This window comes from Anaerotignum sp., from assembly GCF_017483025.1.
Taxonomy (GTDB): domain Bacteria; phylum Bacillota; class Clostridia; order Lachnospirales; family Anaerotignaceae; genus Anaerotignum_A.
This window is the reverse complement of sequence record NZ_JAFUMA010000030.1, coordinates 1-17098: the sequence shown is the minus strand read 5'-3', so window position 1 is coordinate 17098 and position 17098 is coordinate 1. Positions and strand designations below refer to the sequence as shown.

The window sequence follows — 17098 nt, the reverse complement described above, 5'->3', positions numbered from 1 at the left end:
TACTGAGGAAAGAAAGGTGTCAGCTGTACTTCAGGGAAGCAGACAAGGTCTGCGCCGTTTTTCGCCGCTTCTTCGATCATCGCAACGGATTTTTTATAGTTCGCTTCCATATCGGGAGCCATTTTCATCTGTGCCAATGCAATTTTCATATTCACACATCTCCAATCTTTTGTATCAATTATTTACCTAAGCAGAATTTTGTAAAGATACGGTCGATGATTTCATCATCGCTGGTGTCGCCTGTGATTTCGCCCAACGCTCTGTTTGCATCCTGCAAATCCAGAGAAATGAAATCCTCGGGCATGCGCATGGTGATGGTCTCCATGCAATGCTCCATAGCTTCTTTCGCACGATACAGGGCATCTTTGTGACGAGTATTACCCAGCAGAGCATCGTCCGCACTGGCCGTATGCCCATCCAAAAACATATTTTTCAGGGCATCGATCAGCGCATCAAAGCCCTGATTTTTCTTTACAGAAATGAACAGAATCTGTTCCTTGGGAACGTAGCTTTCCAGTTCTTCCAGAGAAAGCTTCTGCTCCAGATCCACCTTATTCAGCAGAACGATGGTCTTTTTATCCTTAATAAAGGACAAAATCTCCTTATCCTCCGCCTCCAGAGGACGGGAACCATCCAGCATCATAATAACCAGGTCAGCCTGTTCCGCATAGGCCTTGGATTTTTCCACGCCCATCCGTTCCACCACGTCGCCTGTTTCACGAATCCCTGCCGTATCAACAATTTTAATAGGGATACCGTCGATATTCAGGTATTCTTCCACCGTATCCCTTGTCGTGCCGGGGATATCTGTTACGATAGCACGGTCTTCCTCCAACAGCCAGTTCAGCAGAGAGGATTTCCCCACGTTAGGCTTACCAACGATAACCGTCTGCAGACCATCACGAATGATTTTCCCTCTGTCTGCACCTTCCAGCAGTTTTTCCATGGTCGCCAGCAGCTTTGTGGCGCCCTTTTCCATATTGCCGTAGGTTTCATCCTCCACATCATAGTCGGGATAATCGATGACAGCTTCAATAGAAGCGATCATATCCAGAATTTCATCACGCATTTCGCGTACGGCTGTTTTCAGTCGGCCTTCCAGCTGATTCACCGCCGCCTGACGGGAAAGCTCCGTTTTGGATTCGATCAGGTCGATAACAGCTTCCGCCTGGGTCAGGTCGATGCGCCCGTTCAAAAAGGCACGCTTCGTAAATTCCCCAGGCTGGGCAATACGTGCGCCTGTTTTCAAAACCGCCTCCAGCACCCTTCTTGTCACCAGAGAACCGCCGTGGCAGTTGATTTCCACGATATCCTCTTTTGTATAGGTATGGGGCGCTTTCATGACGGAAACCAGAACCTCGTCAATGATCTCGCCGCCTTTGCCGTCGGTGATTTTGCCATAGGATAAGGTATGTGTCGCTTTTTCCGTCAGTTTTTTCCTGCCGATGAAAATGGTATCCGCCAGTTCGATACAGCCTGCACCGCTCATGCGTACAATGCCGATGCCGCCTACCCCCATGGGCGTGGAGATCGCCGCAATCACATCATCCAGCATATATTCACGTTTCATAATAAATAAACCTCCTCTTCTGAGGGTTTCAATACTCTATTTCCATAATAAAACGAAAACCCGATGTATTCAACAACGGGTTTCCAGATTTTCATTATTTCAATGTGATAACAACATTTCTATAAGGTTCTTCGCCTTCGGAATATGTTGTAACGAATCTGTCATTCTGCAGTGCGGAATGGATGATTCTTCTTTCATAGGGGTTCATGGGTTCCAGAACCACATTTTTCTTTGTGTGTTTTACCTTTTTCGCCAGGTTGAATGCCAGGCTTTCCAGAGTTTCTTTTCTTCTCTGGCGGTAATTTTCTGTATCCAGCATTACGCTGATGTAATAAGGGCTTTTCTTATTCACTACCAGGTTTACCAGATACTGCAGCGCATCCAGTGTCTGGCCTCTTTTACCGATCAGGATACCCATATCGTCGCCTGTCAGTTCCACATACAGGTGCTTTTCTTTCAGTTCTGTTTTGATCTTTACGATCAGGCCCATGCTCAGGAAAACTTCCTTCAGGAATGTTTCCGCTTCTTTTTCAGGGTTGAAATTTTTCTTCACCAGAACAACGGCATCCTTGCCGCCGAACATGCCCAGAAAACCTTTGGAGCCTTCATCGATGACTGTGATATCTACTTCTTCACGAGTTGCGCCCAGTTCAGCCAGAGCAGCCGCGATCGCATCATCTACAGTCTTCGCGCTTTTTCTGATTTCTTCCATTACTGTGCTGCCTCCTCTGCAAATTTCTTTTTATAGTATTTATTCAGAACGACCTGCTGAGCAATACCAAACAGGTTGGAAATTGTCCAGTACAGACCCAGACCTGCGGGCATGCTGATGGAGAAGAAGCCCATCATGATAGGCATTGTGTACAGCATTGTTTTTGTCATTGCTGCTGCAGGGTTGTTGGGGTCGTTGTTCTGAGGGTTCATCATGTTCATGATCTTTGTCTGCAGATATGTTGTCAAGCCTGCAGCGATGGGAATGATGACACCGGGGAAAGAAAGACCTGCTTTACTTACCAGAGGGATGGTCAGGAATGTTTCAATCTCATTCTTTGTTTCCAGCAGAGGTGTCAGCGCATCGCCTGCGGAACCCAGATTCTGCAGGATCACTGTCCAGTCATCTGCTTTCAGATAATTTACCAGCATAGCGATATCGCCTACCTGGCTCATGTCGAAACCATCTTTGATGATATCAATGTTTTTATAAGCATCCACAAATTCCTGTGCGAAGGGCTGGAATACTTCCATTCTCATGGATGCAGGGATGTTGATGATCGCATTGGCGATCTCTGTGTAGTTTGTGCCGATGGCATCTACATAAACGTATGCATTCTGGAACAGATAGAACAGTGCATACAGGATAGGCAGCTGGATCAGCATGGGCAGACAGCCGCCCATCATGCTTACGCCGTTCTTCTTCTGCATTTCCTGCATTTCGAAGGCCATACGCTGCTGAGACACCTGGTCTGTCTTCCCTTCATATTTTTTCCTGATCTTCTGCAGTTCAGGCTGCAGCTGCTGCATCTTGAAAGAAGATTTCTGCTGCTTCACCATCAGAGGGAACAGGATCAGTTTCACAATCAATGTAAAAATAATGATCGCCAGACCCAGGGAACCTGCACTTGTGCTGCTATGCAGAATATCAAACAGCATGTTGTATACTTTCCCCATCAGGTTGGCTACGGGTCCGATAATGACACCGGGCTCTCTTACGGAAGGCAGAGCTTCCAGTAAATAGGAATTCAACATTTTTTCCTCCTTAAAACAAACAATACGGGATTTTTGCCCCGAAGGACAGGTTATTTTTCTTTCTTCTCAGGTACGGGATCATATCCCCCTTCATGGAAGGGATGACATTTAAGCAGTCTCCGAACGGCAAGATACGTGCCCTTTATCGCACCGAAACGGGTAATGGCAATATACGCATATTGAGAACATGTGGGCGTGAAGCGACAGCATGGCCTGAAATGGGGCGATATCGCTACCTGATAGAATTTGATAAGTAGCAGAAAGAGTTTTTTAAGCATTTTCGCTCACTTCGTTTCTGCCCGCTTCTAATTTATCCTGACGGTCCTTTCTTTCAGACGCGCTCAGCAGAAGCTGTTGTTTTTTGAAAAGATGCCGCAGGGAACGGCACACCTCATGATACGTTGCATCGGCACAGAAGCCACGGGCGATGACTACCATATCGTAGCCAAGCTTGATTTCTTCTTCCATGCTGCGATAGCTTTCGCGGATGAGACGTGTCACATGGGAGCGTACCACGCTCTTGCCCACCTTTTTGCTGACAGAAATGCCAAGCCTGTTGTGGTCATGTGTTCCGTTTTTTACCAGATATAAAACCAGATGGCGGTTGGCGATGGATCTGCCTCTATTATACACATGGCGGAACTGAAAATTTTTCTTCAAAGATTCTGTATGCTTCATCGACTCAACCCCCTTTGCGGCCCGCTTATCAAAATCTTTCCCATGGAAAATCTTCTCCATGGAGAATCTTCTCCATGACGAACAAAAGGCCACACTGACTGCGGCCTTAATAAACATGAAAAGATTATGCGGATAATACTTTTCTACCTTTTTTTCTTCTTGCAGCAAGCACTTTTCTGCCGTTTGCTGTTCTCATTCTTTTTCTGAAGCCGTGTTCTCTGCTTCTCTGTCTTTTCTTAGGCTGGAATGTCATTTTCATGGTTGTTGCACCTCCTTCAATTTCCGGGTTCTGCTCACCCTTTTTTATGAGCACTGCCCCTATTATAGTAAAAAAAGCAATGCTCGTCAAGAAAAAATTTTTGCGGAAAGCCTTATATTCTGCGGATTTGTCCACATTTCCACAGGTATTTCTGAAAATTTTTTCTAAGAAAAAGGAATATTTAGTTTTTTTCAAAAAAGAACCACTACATCTTGTATACAGTATCATTTCAGAATTTTTTTGGACAAGTTTTTCATTGAACCTGTGGATAACTTTTGCTATACTAGAGACAATAATGCCCTTCTGCGCACTTTTTCGAAATTCCACAGGTTACACAATGGTTCATATTATGTTATCCACAATCTGTTGACAACTCTGTTGATAACTTTTCCCAATATGTGAAAATAACTGTGGACTTTCCTCTCGGTAAATTATAGGATAAGCCTGAAAGGCTCTGGTTTTCCGTCCCCTGTGGAAATTGTGCAGAAGGAGAACTGAAGAACCTGTGTATAACGCAGAAAAAGAACTTTATTCGCCCTGTTTTTCACAGGGATATCCCAATAGCCTGTGGATAAACCACAGTACAAATAAAATAGGAGGTAAAATTTCATGGAACTGAAACAGATCTGGGAAGAAGCCCTGAAGCATATCGAAGAAGGCACCTCTCCCATCAGCTTTGAAACATGGATCCAGCCCATCATCCCCTGCGGCATCGATGGAAATAAGATCATCCTGCAGGTAGAAAACGGATTTTTCAAGGAAATGATTGAAAAACGCCACCTGCCCGTGATCCGTACCGCCATCAAAATGGTAACAAAAAGTGAATATGAGATCATGATCACCACAGAGGAAGAACAAAAGGCCGGCAATCTGAGCAAGCATAACCTGGTAGAAAAGAAGAAAAGCGATAACGAACTGGCCAGAAATCTGAACCCCAAGTATGTGTTCGACTCCTTTGTCGTTGGCAACAGTAACCGCATGGCCCATGCCGCATCCCTGGCCGTTGCGGAAAGCCCCGCACAGGCCTATAACCCCCTGTTTTTGTACGGCAATTCCGGCCTGGGCAAGACCCACCTGATGCATTCCATCGGCCATTTTATTCTGGATAAAAACCCCGACGCAAAGGTGCTGTACGTTACCAGCGAAACCTTCACCATCGAGCTGATCAATTCCATCCAGAATAATAAAAATGAAGAATTCCGCAATAAATACCGCAATATCGATGTTCTGATGATCGACGATATCCAGTTCATCTCTAAAAAGGAAGGTACACAGGAAGAATTTTTCCATACCTTCAACGCATTGTATGAATCCAATAAACAGATCATCATTTCTTCCGACCGTCCCCCTAAGGAAATCAAGACATTGGAAGACAGACTGCGCAGCCGTTTCGAATGGGGCCTCATTGCAGACGTACAGCCTCCCGATTATGAAACAAGAATTGCGATTCTGAAGAAAAAAGCAGAACGGGATAACCTGACCGTGCCCGATGACGTCATGGCATATATCGCCAAAAATATCGCATCCAATATCCGTGAACTGGAAGGCGCATTGACCCGTATCGTGGCATTCGCTACCCTGACCAATCAGGATATTTCCATCGCCCTGGCGGAAAATAGCCTGAAGGATATCTTCAGCGAACATTCCTCTGCCCCTCTGACCCCCGAACTGATCCAGCAGGTGGTGGCAGAGCATTATAATATCCGCGTGGAGGATATCCAGGGCAGTAAAAAACCCAAAAATATCGCCTTTCCCAGACAGGTATCCATGTACCTTTGCAGAAAGCTCTTGGATATTTCCCTGCCGAAGATCGGCGAAAGCTTTGGCGGCAGAGACCATACCACCGTTATCTACGCTATCTCTAAGATCGAGAAACAGCTGGAAACAGATACCGCATTGCAAAAAACCATCCTCCAGCTGGAAAAAGAAATCAAAGAATCTTAAGACCTTGGGGGTTTCACCCCCAATACCCCTACCAAGGGGATAATCCCCTTGGAACCCTATAGGAAAAAGCTATCGCTTTTTCAAGTCGATTCATTCGAATTATCACGCCGCAGGCAAATAAAAGTTTTTGGCTCGCTTTTTTCAAAAAGCGAGTGGGGTTTGGGGCAACGCCCCATAAAACTTGCCTCCAGGCGGTTCTTTGGAAGGTTTGGAAACCTTTCACCAAGGGAAGAAAGGTTTCCTTCACGAACTTTTCGAAGGTTCCCCTTCCTATATAATATCTTTCCACAACCCCTTGTGAATTTGCTCTGGATACTTTGTGGACAACTTTCCCGTTTTTCCCCCTTCTGTGGAAAACGTGGACAACCACAAAATTTATTTTGACTTATCCACAGGGTTTTCCAAATCAGTTTTTCCCTGATTTTTCGGGCGAATTTGAGTTTTCCACAAACCCACAGCCCCTACTACTGCTACTACTAATCGAATGATATTATTTATATCTATACATGTGAACAAAGGAGTTGTACACAGCGATGAAATTAACATGCAGCAAAGATCTGCTTCTGCAGTATATCAATATCGTTAATAAAGCGGTCTCCAACCGCACGACACTGCCTATCCTGGAATGTATCCTGCTGACAGCCGATGAAAAAGGTTTCGTTATGACCGGGAACGATCTGGAAATCGGCATCAAAACAGCCCCCATCGAAGCTGAAATTTCCGAACGGGGCGAAGTTGCCATCGAAGCACGTATTTTCAATGAGATCGTTCGCAGACTGAACGGCGAATCCGTGACCATCGAAACAGATGATAAATTTGCCGTTTCCATTATCAGCGGCACATCCCAATTCAAGATCATGGGCCAGAGCGGCGATGATTTCCCTAGCCTGCCCGAGGTGGAACAGGAAAAAGTATATTCCATGGAACAGGCGAAGCTGAGAGATATGATCCGTCAGACCATTTTCTCCATTGCCCAGGATGGCAGCAAACCTGTGCTGACCGGTGAACTCTTCGAACTGAAAAATACTTCCGTAAACGTGGTTTCCGTGGATGGTTACAGAATTTCTTTCCGCAAAAATGGCCTGATCATGGGCAGCGGCGAAACAGAAGTCATCGTGCCCGGCAAAACCTTATCCGAACTGAATAAAATTCTCTCTCAGGAAGAAGAAGATACCCTTTCTATCTACCTGACAGAAAAACATATCCTCTTCGATCTGGGCAATGCTGTGATGGTATCCCGTCTGATCGAAGGCGATTTCATCCGTTATGCCCAGTCCTTCTCTGAGGATTACAAAACAAAGGTGATCATTGATAAGAGCGAACTGATCCAGGCGCTGGAACGTGCGTCTCTGGTTTCCAGAGATAACAGAAAAACGCCTGTCCGCCTGATGATCCGCGGCGGCGGCATGGATATCACCGCAAGAAGTGACATGGGTACTGCCCATGAAAACGTGGTGGCAGAAGTGGAAGGCGACGATCTTTCCATCGCCTTCAACCCCAGATATCTGATCGAAGCCTTGCGCTCCATCGAGGATGAAACAGTGAAGATGATCTTTATGGCGTCCCTCAGCCCTTGTACCATCCTGCCTGTGGAGGGGGATGCGTTTAAGTATCTGATTCTGCCTTTGAGAATGTAAGCGGGGCTTTGCCCCTGCACCCCACCATCCTTTGAAAAGGCTGGACCCAAACTTTTATACGAAAAAGCATTTCATGCTTTTTCAAATGTGAAGTAATTTGAATGGGAGTTTGAGGGTACGCACCGCCGAACAGATGCGGCGGTTGCTCCGAAGGAGCAAGGTTTGCGAAGCAAATCCTGCTTGAACAGAATCCCTAAAGAAAGGAGATTGTTATGGAAAAGGTATATATCCACACTGAATTTATTAAACTGCAGCAGGTGCTGAAGCTGGCCGGTCTGGTAGACCAGGGTTCCGATGTAAAATACTACCTGTCCGAAGGCATGGTTTATGTAAACGGCCAGCAGGCCACAGAACGCGGCAAGAAAATTCGCCACGGGGATATCGTGGAAGTGAAAGGCGTTGGCCGCGTGGAAGTGGAACTGGAAGTATAAGCAGAAGTTTATATTAAAAAAGGAAAGAGGTGCGAAAGAATGGCCAATCAAGCAAAACTGCAATTGATCGCATCTATGGTGATTTTTGGCACCATTGGTATCTTTGTGCGGTATATTCCCCTGCCCTCCAGCTGTATTGCTGTGGTGCGGGGTTTTGTCGGGGCGTTGTTCGTGCTTCTTTTTCTTTCCCTGAAAAAAAGCAAGCCGGACAAGAAAGCGATCCGAAAAAATTTTGTGATGCTGGCCCTATCGGGCATTTTTATCGGCATCAACTGGATCCTGTTATTCGAATCTTATAACTACACCACCGTTGCGACGGCCACCCTTTGCTACTATATGCAGCCCATCTTCGTCATTCTGGCTTCGCCCTTCCTGCTGAAGGAAAAGCTGACGGCGAAAAAAGTCATCTGTGTTTTGGTGGCCTTGGTGGGCATGGTTTTCGTTTCCGGCGTGGTGCAGACGGGCATCCCCGCCCTTTCCGAGGCAAAAGGCATTCTCTATGGCCTGGGGGCGGCGTTCTTTTATGCCAGTGTTGTTTTGATGAATCAGAAAATCAGGGAAATTTCTGCCTATGATAAGACTATCGTGCAGCTGGGCGCCGGGGCTATCGTTCTTCTGCCCTACGTGCTTCTGACCCAGGATATGGGCGCAGTGCGTTCCGCCCTTAGCCCCTTTGTTCTTTTCATGCTGCTGTTTGTGGGCATCGTGCATACGGGCGTGGCCTATGCCCTGTATTTTGGTTCCATGAAGGACTTGAAAGCCCAGACCATCGCTATTTTCAGCTATATCGACCCTATCGTGGCCATCGTGCTTTCCGCCCTGCTTTTGAAAGAAAGCATGGGGATTTATGGTGTAATTGGTGCGGTTCTGGTGCTGGGTTCCACCTGCGTCAGTGAATTGCCGGAAAAAGAAAAAACCTAAACTTTTGTTTATTTAAAATAGAAAGGGGTTTTAGAGTTATGTTTGCAAAACCCAGAAATGGTTGGACGGATATCCTCTTGGGGGATTTCGAAGGCCTTGGCAGTTATATTCAGGATGTTCCCGTGGAAGCCATGGATGCCTGCATCCGTGCGTTGAAAAACGGTACGCCTCTGGAACTCCATTTCGACGAAGAAGGCTCTGAATTTACGCTGACTGCCGATGAAACAATTAAAATCGTTGCCCAGGGCTATTATGGCCCCGAGGAATATGAAGTGAAAATCTCCAGAATGGAGCTGATTCAGCAGATTCTGGAGGATATGGAAGAATTCTTCGAGGATTGGGTGGAATGGCCCGAGGAATATGCTTATTTCGAAGATGACGAAGCTGAAGCAAAGCAGGCTTTCTATGATGAAAGAGTGATTTTGCTCAATGGCCTTCTGAAGGAGTTCAAAGAAGAATTGGAAAAAGCAAAATAAGGTTACATAATATTTTGTATCAAGAAAAATAAAATTCATATTTATGAATTGTGGGTGAATAATTATGTATATCACAGAGGTTTCCCTTCAGGGGTTTCGAAACCTTGCACAATTGCATATCGAACCTTCCCGGGGAATCAATGTGATTTACGGCAGCAATGCCCAGGGAAAAACAAATTTCCTGGAATCCTTGTATTTCTGCGCCATGGGGCGTTCTTTGCGTGGGAAAAGCGACCAGCAACTGATTCAGTTCAACGAAGAAGAAAGCCATATTCGCATGATGGTGCAGCGAAAAAACCGCTATGACCGCATCGATGTCCACCTGAAGCAGAATGAAAAGAAGGGGATTGCTGTCAATGGTCTGCCTGTGCGAAAGCTGGGCGATCTGTTCGGTACGCTCTATGCCGTTATTTTTTCTCCCGAGGATCTGTCTCTGGTAAAGGATGGCCCCGGGGAACGCCGCCGTTTTCTGGATATGGAGCTTTGCCAGCTGAGCAAGGTCTATTATTACGACCTGCAGCAGTATTATCGCATTTTGAAGCAAAGAAACAATCTCTTAAAGGAAATACAGAAAAAGCCTGCTTTGCAGGAGACCCTTTTCGTCTGGGATGACCAGATGGCGGAATATGGCGAGCGCATCATTTCCGCCAGAAAGCGTTTTCTAATCCGCTTGGATGAAATTGCGGCGGAAAAGCTTTCTCAGCTTACAGGGGGCAAGGATAGGCTGCAGACCATTTATAAACCAAATTGTGAAGAAGGCATGCTGGCGGAAAAACTGCGACGCAATATAGAAAGAGATATTTATTTTGGCTCTACCCAAAGCGGCCCCCATAAGGATGATATCCTCTTTTCTATCGATGGCAGGGAAGTGAAGGTCTATGGCTCCCAGGGGCAGCAGAGAACGACAGCTCTTGCGGCTCGCTTAGCAGAAATCGACCTGATTCGGGAGGAAACAGGGGAAGAACCTGTTCTTCTGCTGGATGATGTTTTTTCTGAACTGGATGAAAGCCGACAGAAATTCCTTCTGGAATCTATCGGAGGCCTGCAGGCTTTTGTCACCTGCACAGGCATCGAGGATTCTGTGAAAAAATATATCAGCAAGGATAATCTTTTTTACGTGGAAAATGGGGTCATCACTCCCCAAAAAGATAGCGTTTAAACAGGTACTACATGTTGTGGTATCTGTTTTTTATTTTCTTTCAAACTTCTAAAATAATAAGGAAGGAATTTTTTAAAAAAATGAATGAAAAATCATTCGAAAACGTTGAAAAATCAATAAAAAAATGGTATAATTAATTCGAAAAAATTAGTTTTTTATTCGCATGAGAAAAACCGACAAAATATCGGCTTTTTTTAATGAAAAAAAATCAGTAAGAAAAACATCGACCGAAAGTGAGGGATTTGATGTCATCCGAATATAATGCAAATCAAATTCAGGTCTTAGAGGGTCTGGAGGCAGTGCGTAAGCGCCCCGGTATGTATATCGGCTCCACCAGCTCCAAGGGTCTGCATCATTTGGTTTATGAAATCGTAGATAACTCCGTAGACGAAGCCCTGGCCGGCTTCTGTAACGAAATCACTGTAAAAATCCACCCCGACAATTCCATTTCCGTTATGGATAATGGCCGTGGTATCCCCGTTGATATCAATGAGCAGAAGGGGATGTCTGCCCTGCAGATGGTATTTACCATCCTCCATGCCGGCGGTAAATTCGGCGGCGGCGGGTATAAAGTCTCCGGCGGTCTGCACGGCGTAGGCGCGTCCGTTGTAAACGCTCTGTCTACAGAACTGACCGTTCAGGTTCACAGAGACGGCAAGATTCACGAGCAGAAATACTGCAGAGGCGATGTGGTAAGCCCTCTGACTGTCGTTGGGGAAACAGATATCACCGGCACATACGTCCATTTCCTGCCCGATGATACCATCTTCGAAGAAACAGTTTTCGATTATGATATCCTGAAACAGCGCTTCCGCGAAACGGCTTTCCTGACAAAGGGCCTGAAAATCAACCTCATTGACCTGCGTGTTGGCATGGAACAGGAAGATTCCTTCCATTATGAAGGCGGTATCAAGGAATTTGTATCCTTCCTGAACAATAGCAGACAGGGTCTGTATGAAGATATTTTCTACGCTTCCGGCGAAAAGGACGGCGTTCTGGTGGAGGTTGCCTTCCAGCATAACGACGGCTTCACAGAAAGCATCTTTACTTTCGTAAATAACATCAATACCCCCGATGGCGGTACCCATCTGGTGGGCTTCAAGGCTGGTCTGACCAAAACACTGAATGATTACGGCAAGAAGATCGGCATCATCAAGGATGCGGATAAGAAGCTTTCCGGCGAAGACGTTCGTGAAGGCATCACAGCCGTTGTCAGCATCAAGGTGGAAGACCCTCAGTTCGAAGGCCAGACAAAGGCAAAACTGGGTACCAGCGAAGCCAAGGGCGCGGTAGAAAGCGTTCTCAGCGAATATCTGACCTATTTCCTGGAAGAAAATCCCAGCATCGGCAAAACCATCATCGAAAAAGGTATGATGGCTTCCAGAGCCAGAGACGCGGCGAGAAAGGCCCGTGAACTGGTTCGCCGTAAAACAGGTCTGGAAAATACAAGAATGCCCGGTAAACTGACAGACTGCACCAGCCGTGACCCCTTCGAATGTGAAATTTATATCGTCGAAGGTAATTCCGCGGGTGGTTCTGCCATCAAGGCAAGAGACCCCAAAACACAGGCTGTCCTTCCCCTGCGCGGTAAAATTCTGAACGTAGAAAAGGCAAGACTGGACAGAATCCTGAATTCCGAAGAAATCAGAAATATGATCACAGCTTTCGGTACCGGTATTTCCGAAGATTTCGATATCGAAAAACTGCGTTATCATAAAATTGTCATTATGACCGATGCCGACGTCGACGGCGCCCATATCAGAACGCTGCTGTTGACCTTCTTCTATCGTTATATGCCACAGCTCATCGAGGAGGGTAAGGTTTATATCGCCCAGCCCCCTCTGTATCGCGTGGAAAAGAATAAACAGCATTATTATGTGTACGATGATGCCCAGCTGGAAGCCCTGTATCAGGAAATCGGCAGAACAGGCATCAAGGAAGTACAGCGTTACAAAGGTCTGGGTGAAATGGACTTTGACCAGCTGAGAGATACCACCATGGCGGTGGAACATCGTATCCTGAAACTGGTTACCATCGATGATGCCGTTCTGGCAGATCAGATCTTCAGTATGCTGATGGGTGATGAAGTAGAGCCCAGAAAAATCTTCATCGAAGAAAATGCTCAGTACGCTGAGATGGACTTCTAATTGAGGTGAGTATATGAGTAATGAGAATGAAAATAAAGAAATTGACAAAGTCATAACCATAGATATCAATAAGGAAATGCAGAAATGCTACATCGACTATGCCATGAGCGTTATCGTTGCCCGTGCGCTGCCCGATGTCCGCGATGGTCTGAAGCCCGTTCAGCGTCGTATTCTGTATTCCATGAACGAAATGAATCTGGACCCCAATAAGAGCTATCGTAAATCGGCCCGTATCGTCGGCGATACCATGGGTAAATATCACCCCCATGGTGACAGCTCCATTTATCAGGCCATGGTGCGTATGGCGCAGAATTTCTCTATGCGTTATATGCTGGTAGACGGTCATGGTAACTTCGGCTCCATCGATGGCTACGGCGCTGCTGCCAGCCGTTATACCGAAGCCAGAATGTCCAAGATCACAGCGGAAATGCTGGCGGATATCGAAAAAGATACAGTTGATTTCGTACCTAACTATGACGAAAACGAAAAAGAACCTACGGTTCTGCCTTCCCGTATCCCGAACCTGCTGGTGAATGGTTCCAGCGGTATTGCCGTTGGTATGGCGACCAATATCCCTCCCCATAACCTGGGCGAGGTCATCGATGGTATCGTCTGCATGATCGACCATAAAATTGCCGATGAGGATACAGATGTAGAGGAACTGATGGAATACATCAAAGGCCCCGACTTCCCCACAGGCGCAAATATCCTGGGCAAGAGCGGCATCCGTGCAGCCTATAGAACAGGCCGCGGTAAAATCATCGTGCGTTCCACAGCGGAAATCGAAACCCACAACGGCAGAGAACGCATCGTGGTGACAGAAATCCCTTACATGGTCAATAAACTGCGTCTGATTGAAAAGATCGCAGATTTGGTCAAAGAAAAACGTGTGGAAGGCATCAGCGATCTGTACGATGCATCCGCCGGTGATGATATCAAGATCATCATTGAAGTAAAGAAAGACTACAACGCAAACGTGATCCTGAACCAGTTGTATAAATATACATCTCTGCAGGAATCCTTCGGTGCAAATATGCTGGCATTGGTTGACGGAAAACCTGTCGTTCTGAACCTGAAGCAGGCACTGGAAGAATATCTGAAGCATCAGGAAAACGTGGTAACAAGAAGAACCCGCTTCGATCTGGATAAGGCAGAAAAGAGAGCCCATATTCTGGAGGGCTTAAGAATTGCCATTGATAATATCGACGAAGTCATCCGCATTATCCGCACGAGCTACGATGATGCAAAAGAAAGATTGATGGAACGCTTTGGTCTGTCCGATGTGCAGGCACAGGCCATCCTGGAAATGCAGCTGAGAAGACTGCAGGGTCTGGAAAAAGAAAAAATCGACGCGGAATATGCAGAACTGCAGAAGAAAATTGCGTATTATAAGACTATTCTGGCAGATGAAAAGCTGCTGCTGGGTGTTATCAAAGATGAAATCACAGCCATCGGCGAAAAATACAGAGATGAAAGAAGAACAAAACTCATTCAGAACCCCGGTGAAATTGATGTGGAAGACCTCATTGATGAAGAAACCTGCGTATTCACTCTGTCCAATCTGAACTACGTAAAACGTACGCCTCTGGATACCTATAAGAGCCAGAACAGAGGCGGCCGTGGTATCATCGGCATGCAGACCAGAGAAGAGGACTATGTGAAAGATCTGTTCCTTGCTTCCACCCACGATACTCTGCTGTTCTTCACAAACAAAGGTAAGGTTTACCGCATGAAGGGCTATGAAATTCCCGAAGCCGGCAGAACCGGCAGAGGGATTGCCATCGTGAATCTGCTGGAAATCGGTTCCGATGAAAAGATCATGGCAGGCATTTCTGTGAGAGAATTCAGCGAAGATAAATATCTGGCGATGATCACAAAACAGGGCATCATCAAGAAAACAGATATGTCCAGCTTTGCAAATATCCGCAAGAGCGGTCTGATCGCCCTGAACCTCCGTGAAGATGATGACCTGATCTCTGTAATGGAAGTGGATAAAGATGACCATATCTTTGTTGCCACAAGAAAAGGCATGGGCATCAAGTTCTCCGAAGCAGATGCAAGACCCATGGGCAGAACAGCCACAGGTGTCAAAGCTATTACGCTGAACGAAGGCGACTATGTTGTTTCCGCCCTGAAAGTAGACCCTGATGGTCAGATTTTGAATGTAACAGAAAAAGGCTTTGGCAAACAGACCCCTGTAGAGCAGTTCAATCTGCAGTACAGAGGCGGTAAGGGTCTGAAGATCCACCAGCTGACGGAAAAAACAGGCCTGCTGACAGGCGTTCTGATGATTGGTGAAAATGATGAGCTTATGCTCATTACTTCCGAAGGCGTTATCATCCGCCTGCGCGGTAAGGATATTTCCAGCTACAGCCGTGTTTCTCAGGGTGTCAAGCTGATGAATCTGGATACAGGTGTGACCGTTGTGGGCATCGCAAAAATTTCCGAAGAGGATATCGTAGAAGAAACAATGGATGAAGAAACAGAAGTTGTGGATGAAGTTGAATTTTCTGAGGAATAAATAGAATCAAATGAAGGATATCGGTATTTGCTGATATCCTTTTTTGTGTTAAACTAAAAAGACAGAAATTTTCAGAAGGGAGGGAACCCCATGCGCAGACGCATTTATTTGATGATAGAAAAAGCGGAAGACGGAGATAAGCTCAGCTGGCTCTATGACCGCTTTATGATCCTCTGCATTCTGGTGAGCATCCTTCCTCTTTGCTTCAAAGATACCAGCCATCCGGTTTTTTTCTGGATGGATAAAATTACGCTGGTCATTTTTATTGTGGACTATGCTTTGCGGTGGTCTACGGCGGATTATAAAATGCTGGGCAAACGGAAAATTTCTTTTTTGAAATATCCCTTTACTCCTTTTGCCATTATCGATTTGATAACGATTTTATCTTCCCTGACAGCTCTGAATTCTTCCTTGAAGGCCTTCCGTATCCTGCGCCTGCCCAAGTGCATGAAAACCTTGAAAATCCTGCGCTATTCCAGAGGGTTTCACCTGATGCTGCGGGTGTTCCGTAAGAAAAAGGATGACCTGCTGACGGTCTGCTATCTGGCGGCGGGGTATGTGCTGGTTTCTGCTCTGGTTCTGTTTCAGGTGGAACCGGAAACGTTTCCCACTTATTTTGATTCTGTTTACTGGTCTGCCATTACGCTGATGACCGTAGGTTATGGGGATTTTTACCCCGTAACGAATATTGGCAAAGCCATCGCCATCGTTTCCTCTTTCCTGGGGGTCATGGTGTTTGCTCTGCCTACGGGTATCATTACGGCAGGATATCTCAGCGAACTGGAGCATAAAAGGAACAAATGATAAGTTAAGATGAAAAACCTTCTGTTTCCATGGAAGGTTTTCTCTTTTTTTTGTCGAATACAATAAAATATAGACTTTTTTGAAAAAGGGGGAAACGGATATGAAAAAAATGATGGCATTCTTATTAACCGCATTGATGGTATGCTCCATGGGTACGACTGCTTTTGCGGCTACAGCCAAAGCCTCTTCCGATAAAGTGGCTGTGAATGGACAGCAGGTACAAATGCAGGCATATAACATCAATGGTTATAATTACTTCAAACTGCGTGATGTGGCGGCGGTGCTGAATCATACCCGTTCCAGTTTCTATGTTGGATGGGATGCGGAAAAACAGCTGATCACACTGGATCTGGGTTTTCCTTATGACGGCTCTTCCGATGTGGGCAAACCCCTTGTAACAGGTACAAAAACAGCATCTCCCGGCAATGGCGATGTATTGGTAATGAACGGTGATGATGAAAAAATCCTGCATCTGTCCGCTTATAATATCGACGGCTATAACTATTTCAAACTCCGTGATTTGGGTGAGGCGGCATGGTTTGATGTTGGCTGGGATGAAGCACAGAAATGCGTGAATATCCAGTCCTATTCCGATGCACCTCCTGCAGATCTGATGGGCGATGTTCCCGGTTATGGTCTGCCGGAAGAGCCTGCAAAGCCAACTGTTGTCAATGATACCTTCTATATTGATGTGGATGAAGGTGGCGGCTTCTGGTATGATAACTATACTTTCAATGGCGAAGTTATCGTATGCTGGATGCAGGGCGGCGACAACGGCCGTGTGAAATTTACAAACTGCAAATTC

The 17098-nt window shown here is 46.0% G+C and carries 17 protein-coding genes; 10 read left to right on the top strand and 7 right to left on the bottom strand.

The features are described 5' to 3' along the window. From IJ369_RS10870 to rpmH, 7 genes are all read right to left on the bottom strand, one after another. On the bottom strand, positions 1-149 hold a 149-nt coding region (locus IJ369_RS10870; RefSeq protein WP_290715680.1), incomplete at its 3' end, for a nitrilase-related carbon-nitrogen hydrolase. A 29-nt stretch (positions 150-178) separates the two neighbouring features. Next, a complete protein-coding gene (mnmE, locus tag IJ369_RS02675; RefSeq protein ID WP_290715676.1) occupies positions 179-1570 on the bottom strand; it encodes a tRNA uridine-5-carboxymethylaminomethyl(34) synthesis GTPase MnmE in 1392 nt (463 codons plus the stop codon). A gap of 94 nt (positions 1571-1664) precedes the next feature. Next, complete coding sequence (gene jag, locus IJ369_RS02670) at positions 1665-2282, bottom strand: RNA-binding cell elongation regulator Jag/EloR (RefSeq protein WP_290715673.1); 618 nt, start codon at positions 2280-2282, stop codon at positions 1665-1667. Beyond that, positions 2282-3316: a YidC/Oxa1 family membrane protein insertase gene (locus tag IJ369_RS02665; RefSeq protein WP_290715671.1), complete on the bottom strand. Its 1035-nt coding sequence runs from the start codon at positions 3314-3316 to the stop codon at positions 2282-2284. Before IJ369_RS02665 ends, jag begins: the two co-directional genes overlap by 1 nt. Before the next feature lie 50 nt (positions 3317-3366). Then, complete coding sequence (gene yidD, locus IJ369_RS02660) at positions 3367-3594, bottom strand: membrane protein insertion efficiency factor YidD (protein ID WP_290715669.1); 228 nt, start codon at positions 3592-3594, stop codon at positions 3367-3369. Next, a complete protein-coding gene (gene rnpA / locus IJ369_RS02655) occupies positions 3587-3994 on the bottom strand; it encodes a ribonuclease P protein component (RefSeq protein ID WP_290715666.1) in 408 nt (135 codons plus the stop codon). The genes yidD and rnpA overlap by 8 nt, the downstream gene beginning before the upstream one ends. A 124-nt stretch (positions 3995-4118) precedes the next feature. Continuing rightward, positions 4119-4253 (bottom strand): 50S ribosomal protein L34, encoded by a 135-nt coding sequence (gene rpmH, locus IJ369_RS02650; protein ID WP_290715678.1) that lies wholly within the window; start codon positions 4251-4253, stop codon positions 4119-4121. A gap of 609 nt (positions 4254-4862) precedes the next feature. On the opposite strand from rpmH, the gene dnaA reads away from it, so the two are divergent. The 10 genes from dnaA to IJ369_RS02600 form a co-directional block, all read left to right on the top strand. After that, positions 4863-6197 (top strand): chromosomal replication initiator protein DnaA, encoded by a 1335-nt coding sequence (dnaA, locus tag IJ369_RS02645; protein WP_290715663.1) that lies wholly within the window; start codon positions 4863-4865, stop codon positions 6195-6197. A gap of 533 nt (positions 6198-6730) precedes the next feature. Beyond that, the gene (gene dnaN, locus IJ369_RS02640) at positions 6731-7834 is read left to right on the top strand and encodes a DNA polymerase III subunit beta (protein ID WP_290715661.1); all 1104 of its coding nucleotides are present in this window, start codon (positions 6731-6733) and stop codon (positions 7832-7834) included. A 212-nt stretch (positions 7835-8046) separates the two neighbouring features. Further along, entirely contained in the window at positions 8047-8265 is a 219-nt protein-coding gene (locus IJ369_RS02635) for an RNA-binding S4 domain-containing protein (RefSeq protein WP_290715659.1), read from the top strand. Between the two features lie 39 nt (positions 8266-8304). Beyond that, a complete protein-coding gene (locus IJ369_RS02630; protein WP_290715657.1) occupies positions 8305-9186 on the top strand; it encodes a DMT family transporter in 882 nt (293 codons plus the stop codon). A 38-nt stretch (positions 9187-9224) separates the two neighbouring features. Beyond that, a complete protein-coding gene (locus IJ369_RS02625) occupies positions 9225-9662 on the top strand; it encodes a hypothetical protein (protein WP_290715654.1) in 438 nt (145 codons plus the stop codon). A 64-nt stretch (positions 9663-9726) separates the two neighbouring features. Beyond that, a complete protein-coding gene (gene recF / locus IJ369_RS02620; RefSeq protein WP_290715651.1) occupies positions 9727-10821 on the top strand; it encodes a DNA replication/repair protein RecF in 1095 nt (364 codons plus the stop codon). 245 nt (positions 10822-11066) lie between these two features. After that, positions 11067-12968: a DNA topoisomerase (ATP-hydrolyzing) subunit B gene (gene gyrB / locus IJ369_RS02615; RefSeq protein ID WP_290715648.1), complete on the top strand. Its 1902-nt coding sequence runs from the start codon at positions 11067-11069 to the stop codon at positions 12966-12968. Positions 12969-12981: 13 nt separating this feature from the next. Next, positions 12982-15489, top strand: coding sequence for a DNA gyrase subunit A (gene gyrA / locus IJ369_RS02610; protein WP_290715646.1), 2508 nt, complete (start codon positions 12982-12984; stop codon positions 15487-15489). Between the two features lie 90 nt (positions 15490-15579). Continuing rightward, positions 15580-16293, top strand: a complete 714-nt coding sequence (locus IJ369_RS02605; RefSeq protein WP_290715644.1) for an ion transporter — start codon at positions 15580-15582, stop codon at positions 16291-16293. Between the two features lie 100 nt (positions 16294-16393). Beyond that, positions 16394-17098 (top strand): hypothetical protein (locus IJ369_RS02600; RefSeq protein WP_330612903.1); only part of this gene is annotated, 705 nt, incomplete at its 3' end.

Bases quoted from the DNA above. Each gene is read 5' to 3' on its own strand.
- mnmE (WP_290715676.1), bottom strand. From the start codon at position 1,570: ATGAAACGTGAATATATGCTGGATGATGTGATTGCGGCGATCTCCACG.
- jag (WP_290715673.1), bottom strand. From the start codon at position 2,282: ATGGAAGAAATCAGAAAAAGCGCGAAGACTGTAGATGATGCGATCGCG.
- IJ369_RS02665 (WP_290715671.1), bottom strand. From the start codon at position 3,316: ATGTTGAATTCCTATTTACTGGAAGCTCTGCCTTCCGTAAGAGAGCCC.
- yidD (WP_290715669.1), bottom strand. From the start codon at position 3,594: ATGCTTAAAAAACTCTTTCTGCTACTTATCAAATTCTATCAGGTAGCG.
- rnpA (WP_290715666.1), bottom strand. From the start codon at position 3,994: ATGAAGCATACAGAATCTTTGAAGAAAAATTTTCAGTTCCGCCATGTG.
- rpmH (WP_290715678.1), bottom strand. From the start codon at position 4,253: ATGAAAATGACATTCCAGCCTAAGAAAAGACAGAGAAGCAGAGAACAC.
- dnaA (WP_290715663.1), top strand. From the start codon at position 4,863: ATGGAACTGAAACAGATCTGGGAAGAAGCCCTGAAGCATATCGAAGAA.
- dnaN (WP_290715661.1), top strand. From the start codon at position 6,731: ATGAAATTAACATGCAGCAAAGATCTGCTTCTGCAGTATATCAATATC.
- IJ369_RS02635 (WP_290715659.1), top strand. From the start codon at position 8,047: ATGGAAAAGGTATATATCCACACTGAATTTATTAAACTGCAGCAGGTG.
- IJ369_RS02630 (WP_290715657.1), top strand. From the start codon at position 8,305: ATGGCCAATCAAGCAAAACTGCAATTGATCGCATCTATGGTGATTTTT.
- IJ369_RS02625 (WP_290715654.1), top strand. From the start codon at position 9,225: ATGTTTGCAAAACCCAGAAATGGTTGGACGGATATCCTCTTGGGGGAT.
- recF (WP_290715651.1), top strand. From the start codon at position 9,727: ATGTATATCACAGAGGTTTCCCTTCAGGGGTTTCGAAACCTTGCACAA.
- gyrB (WP_290715648.1), top strand. From the start codon at position 11,067: ATGTCATCCGAATATAATGCAAATCAAATTCAGGTCTTAGAGGGTCTG.
- gyrA (WP_290715646.1), top strand. From the start codon at position 12,982: ATGAGTAATGAGAATGAAAATAAAGAAATTGACAAAGTCATAACCATA.
- IJ369_RS02605 (WP_290715644.1), top strand. From the start codon at position 15,580: ATGCGCAGACGCATTTATTTGATGATAGAAAAAGCGGAAGACGGAGAT.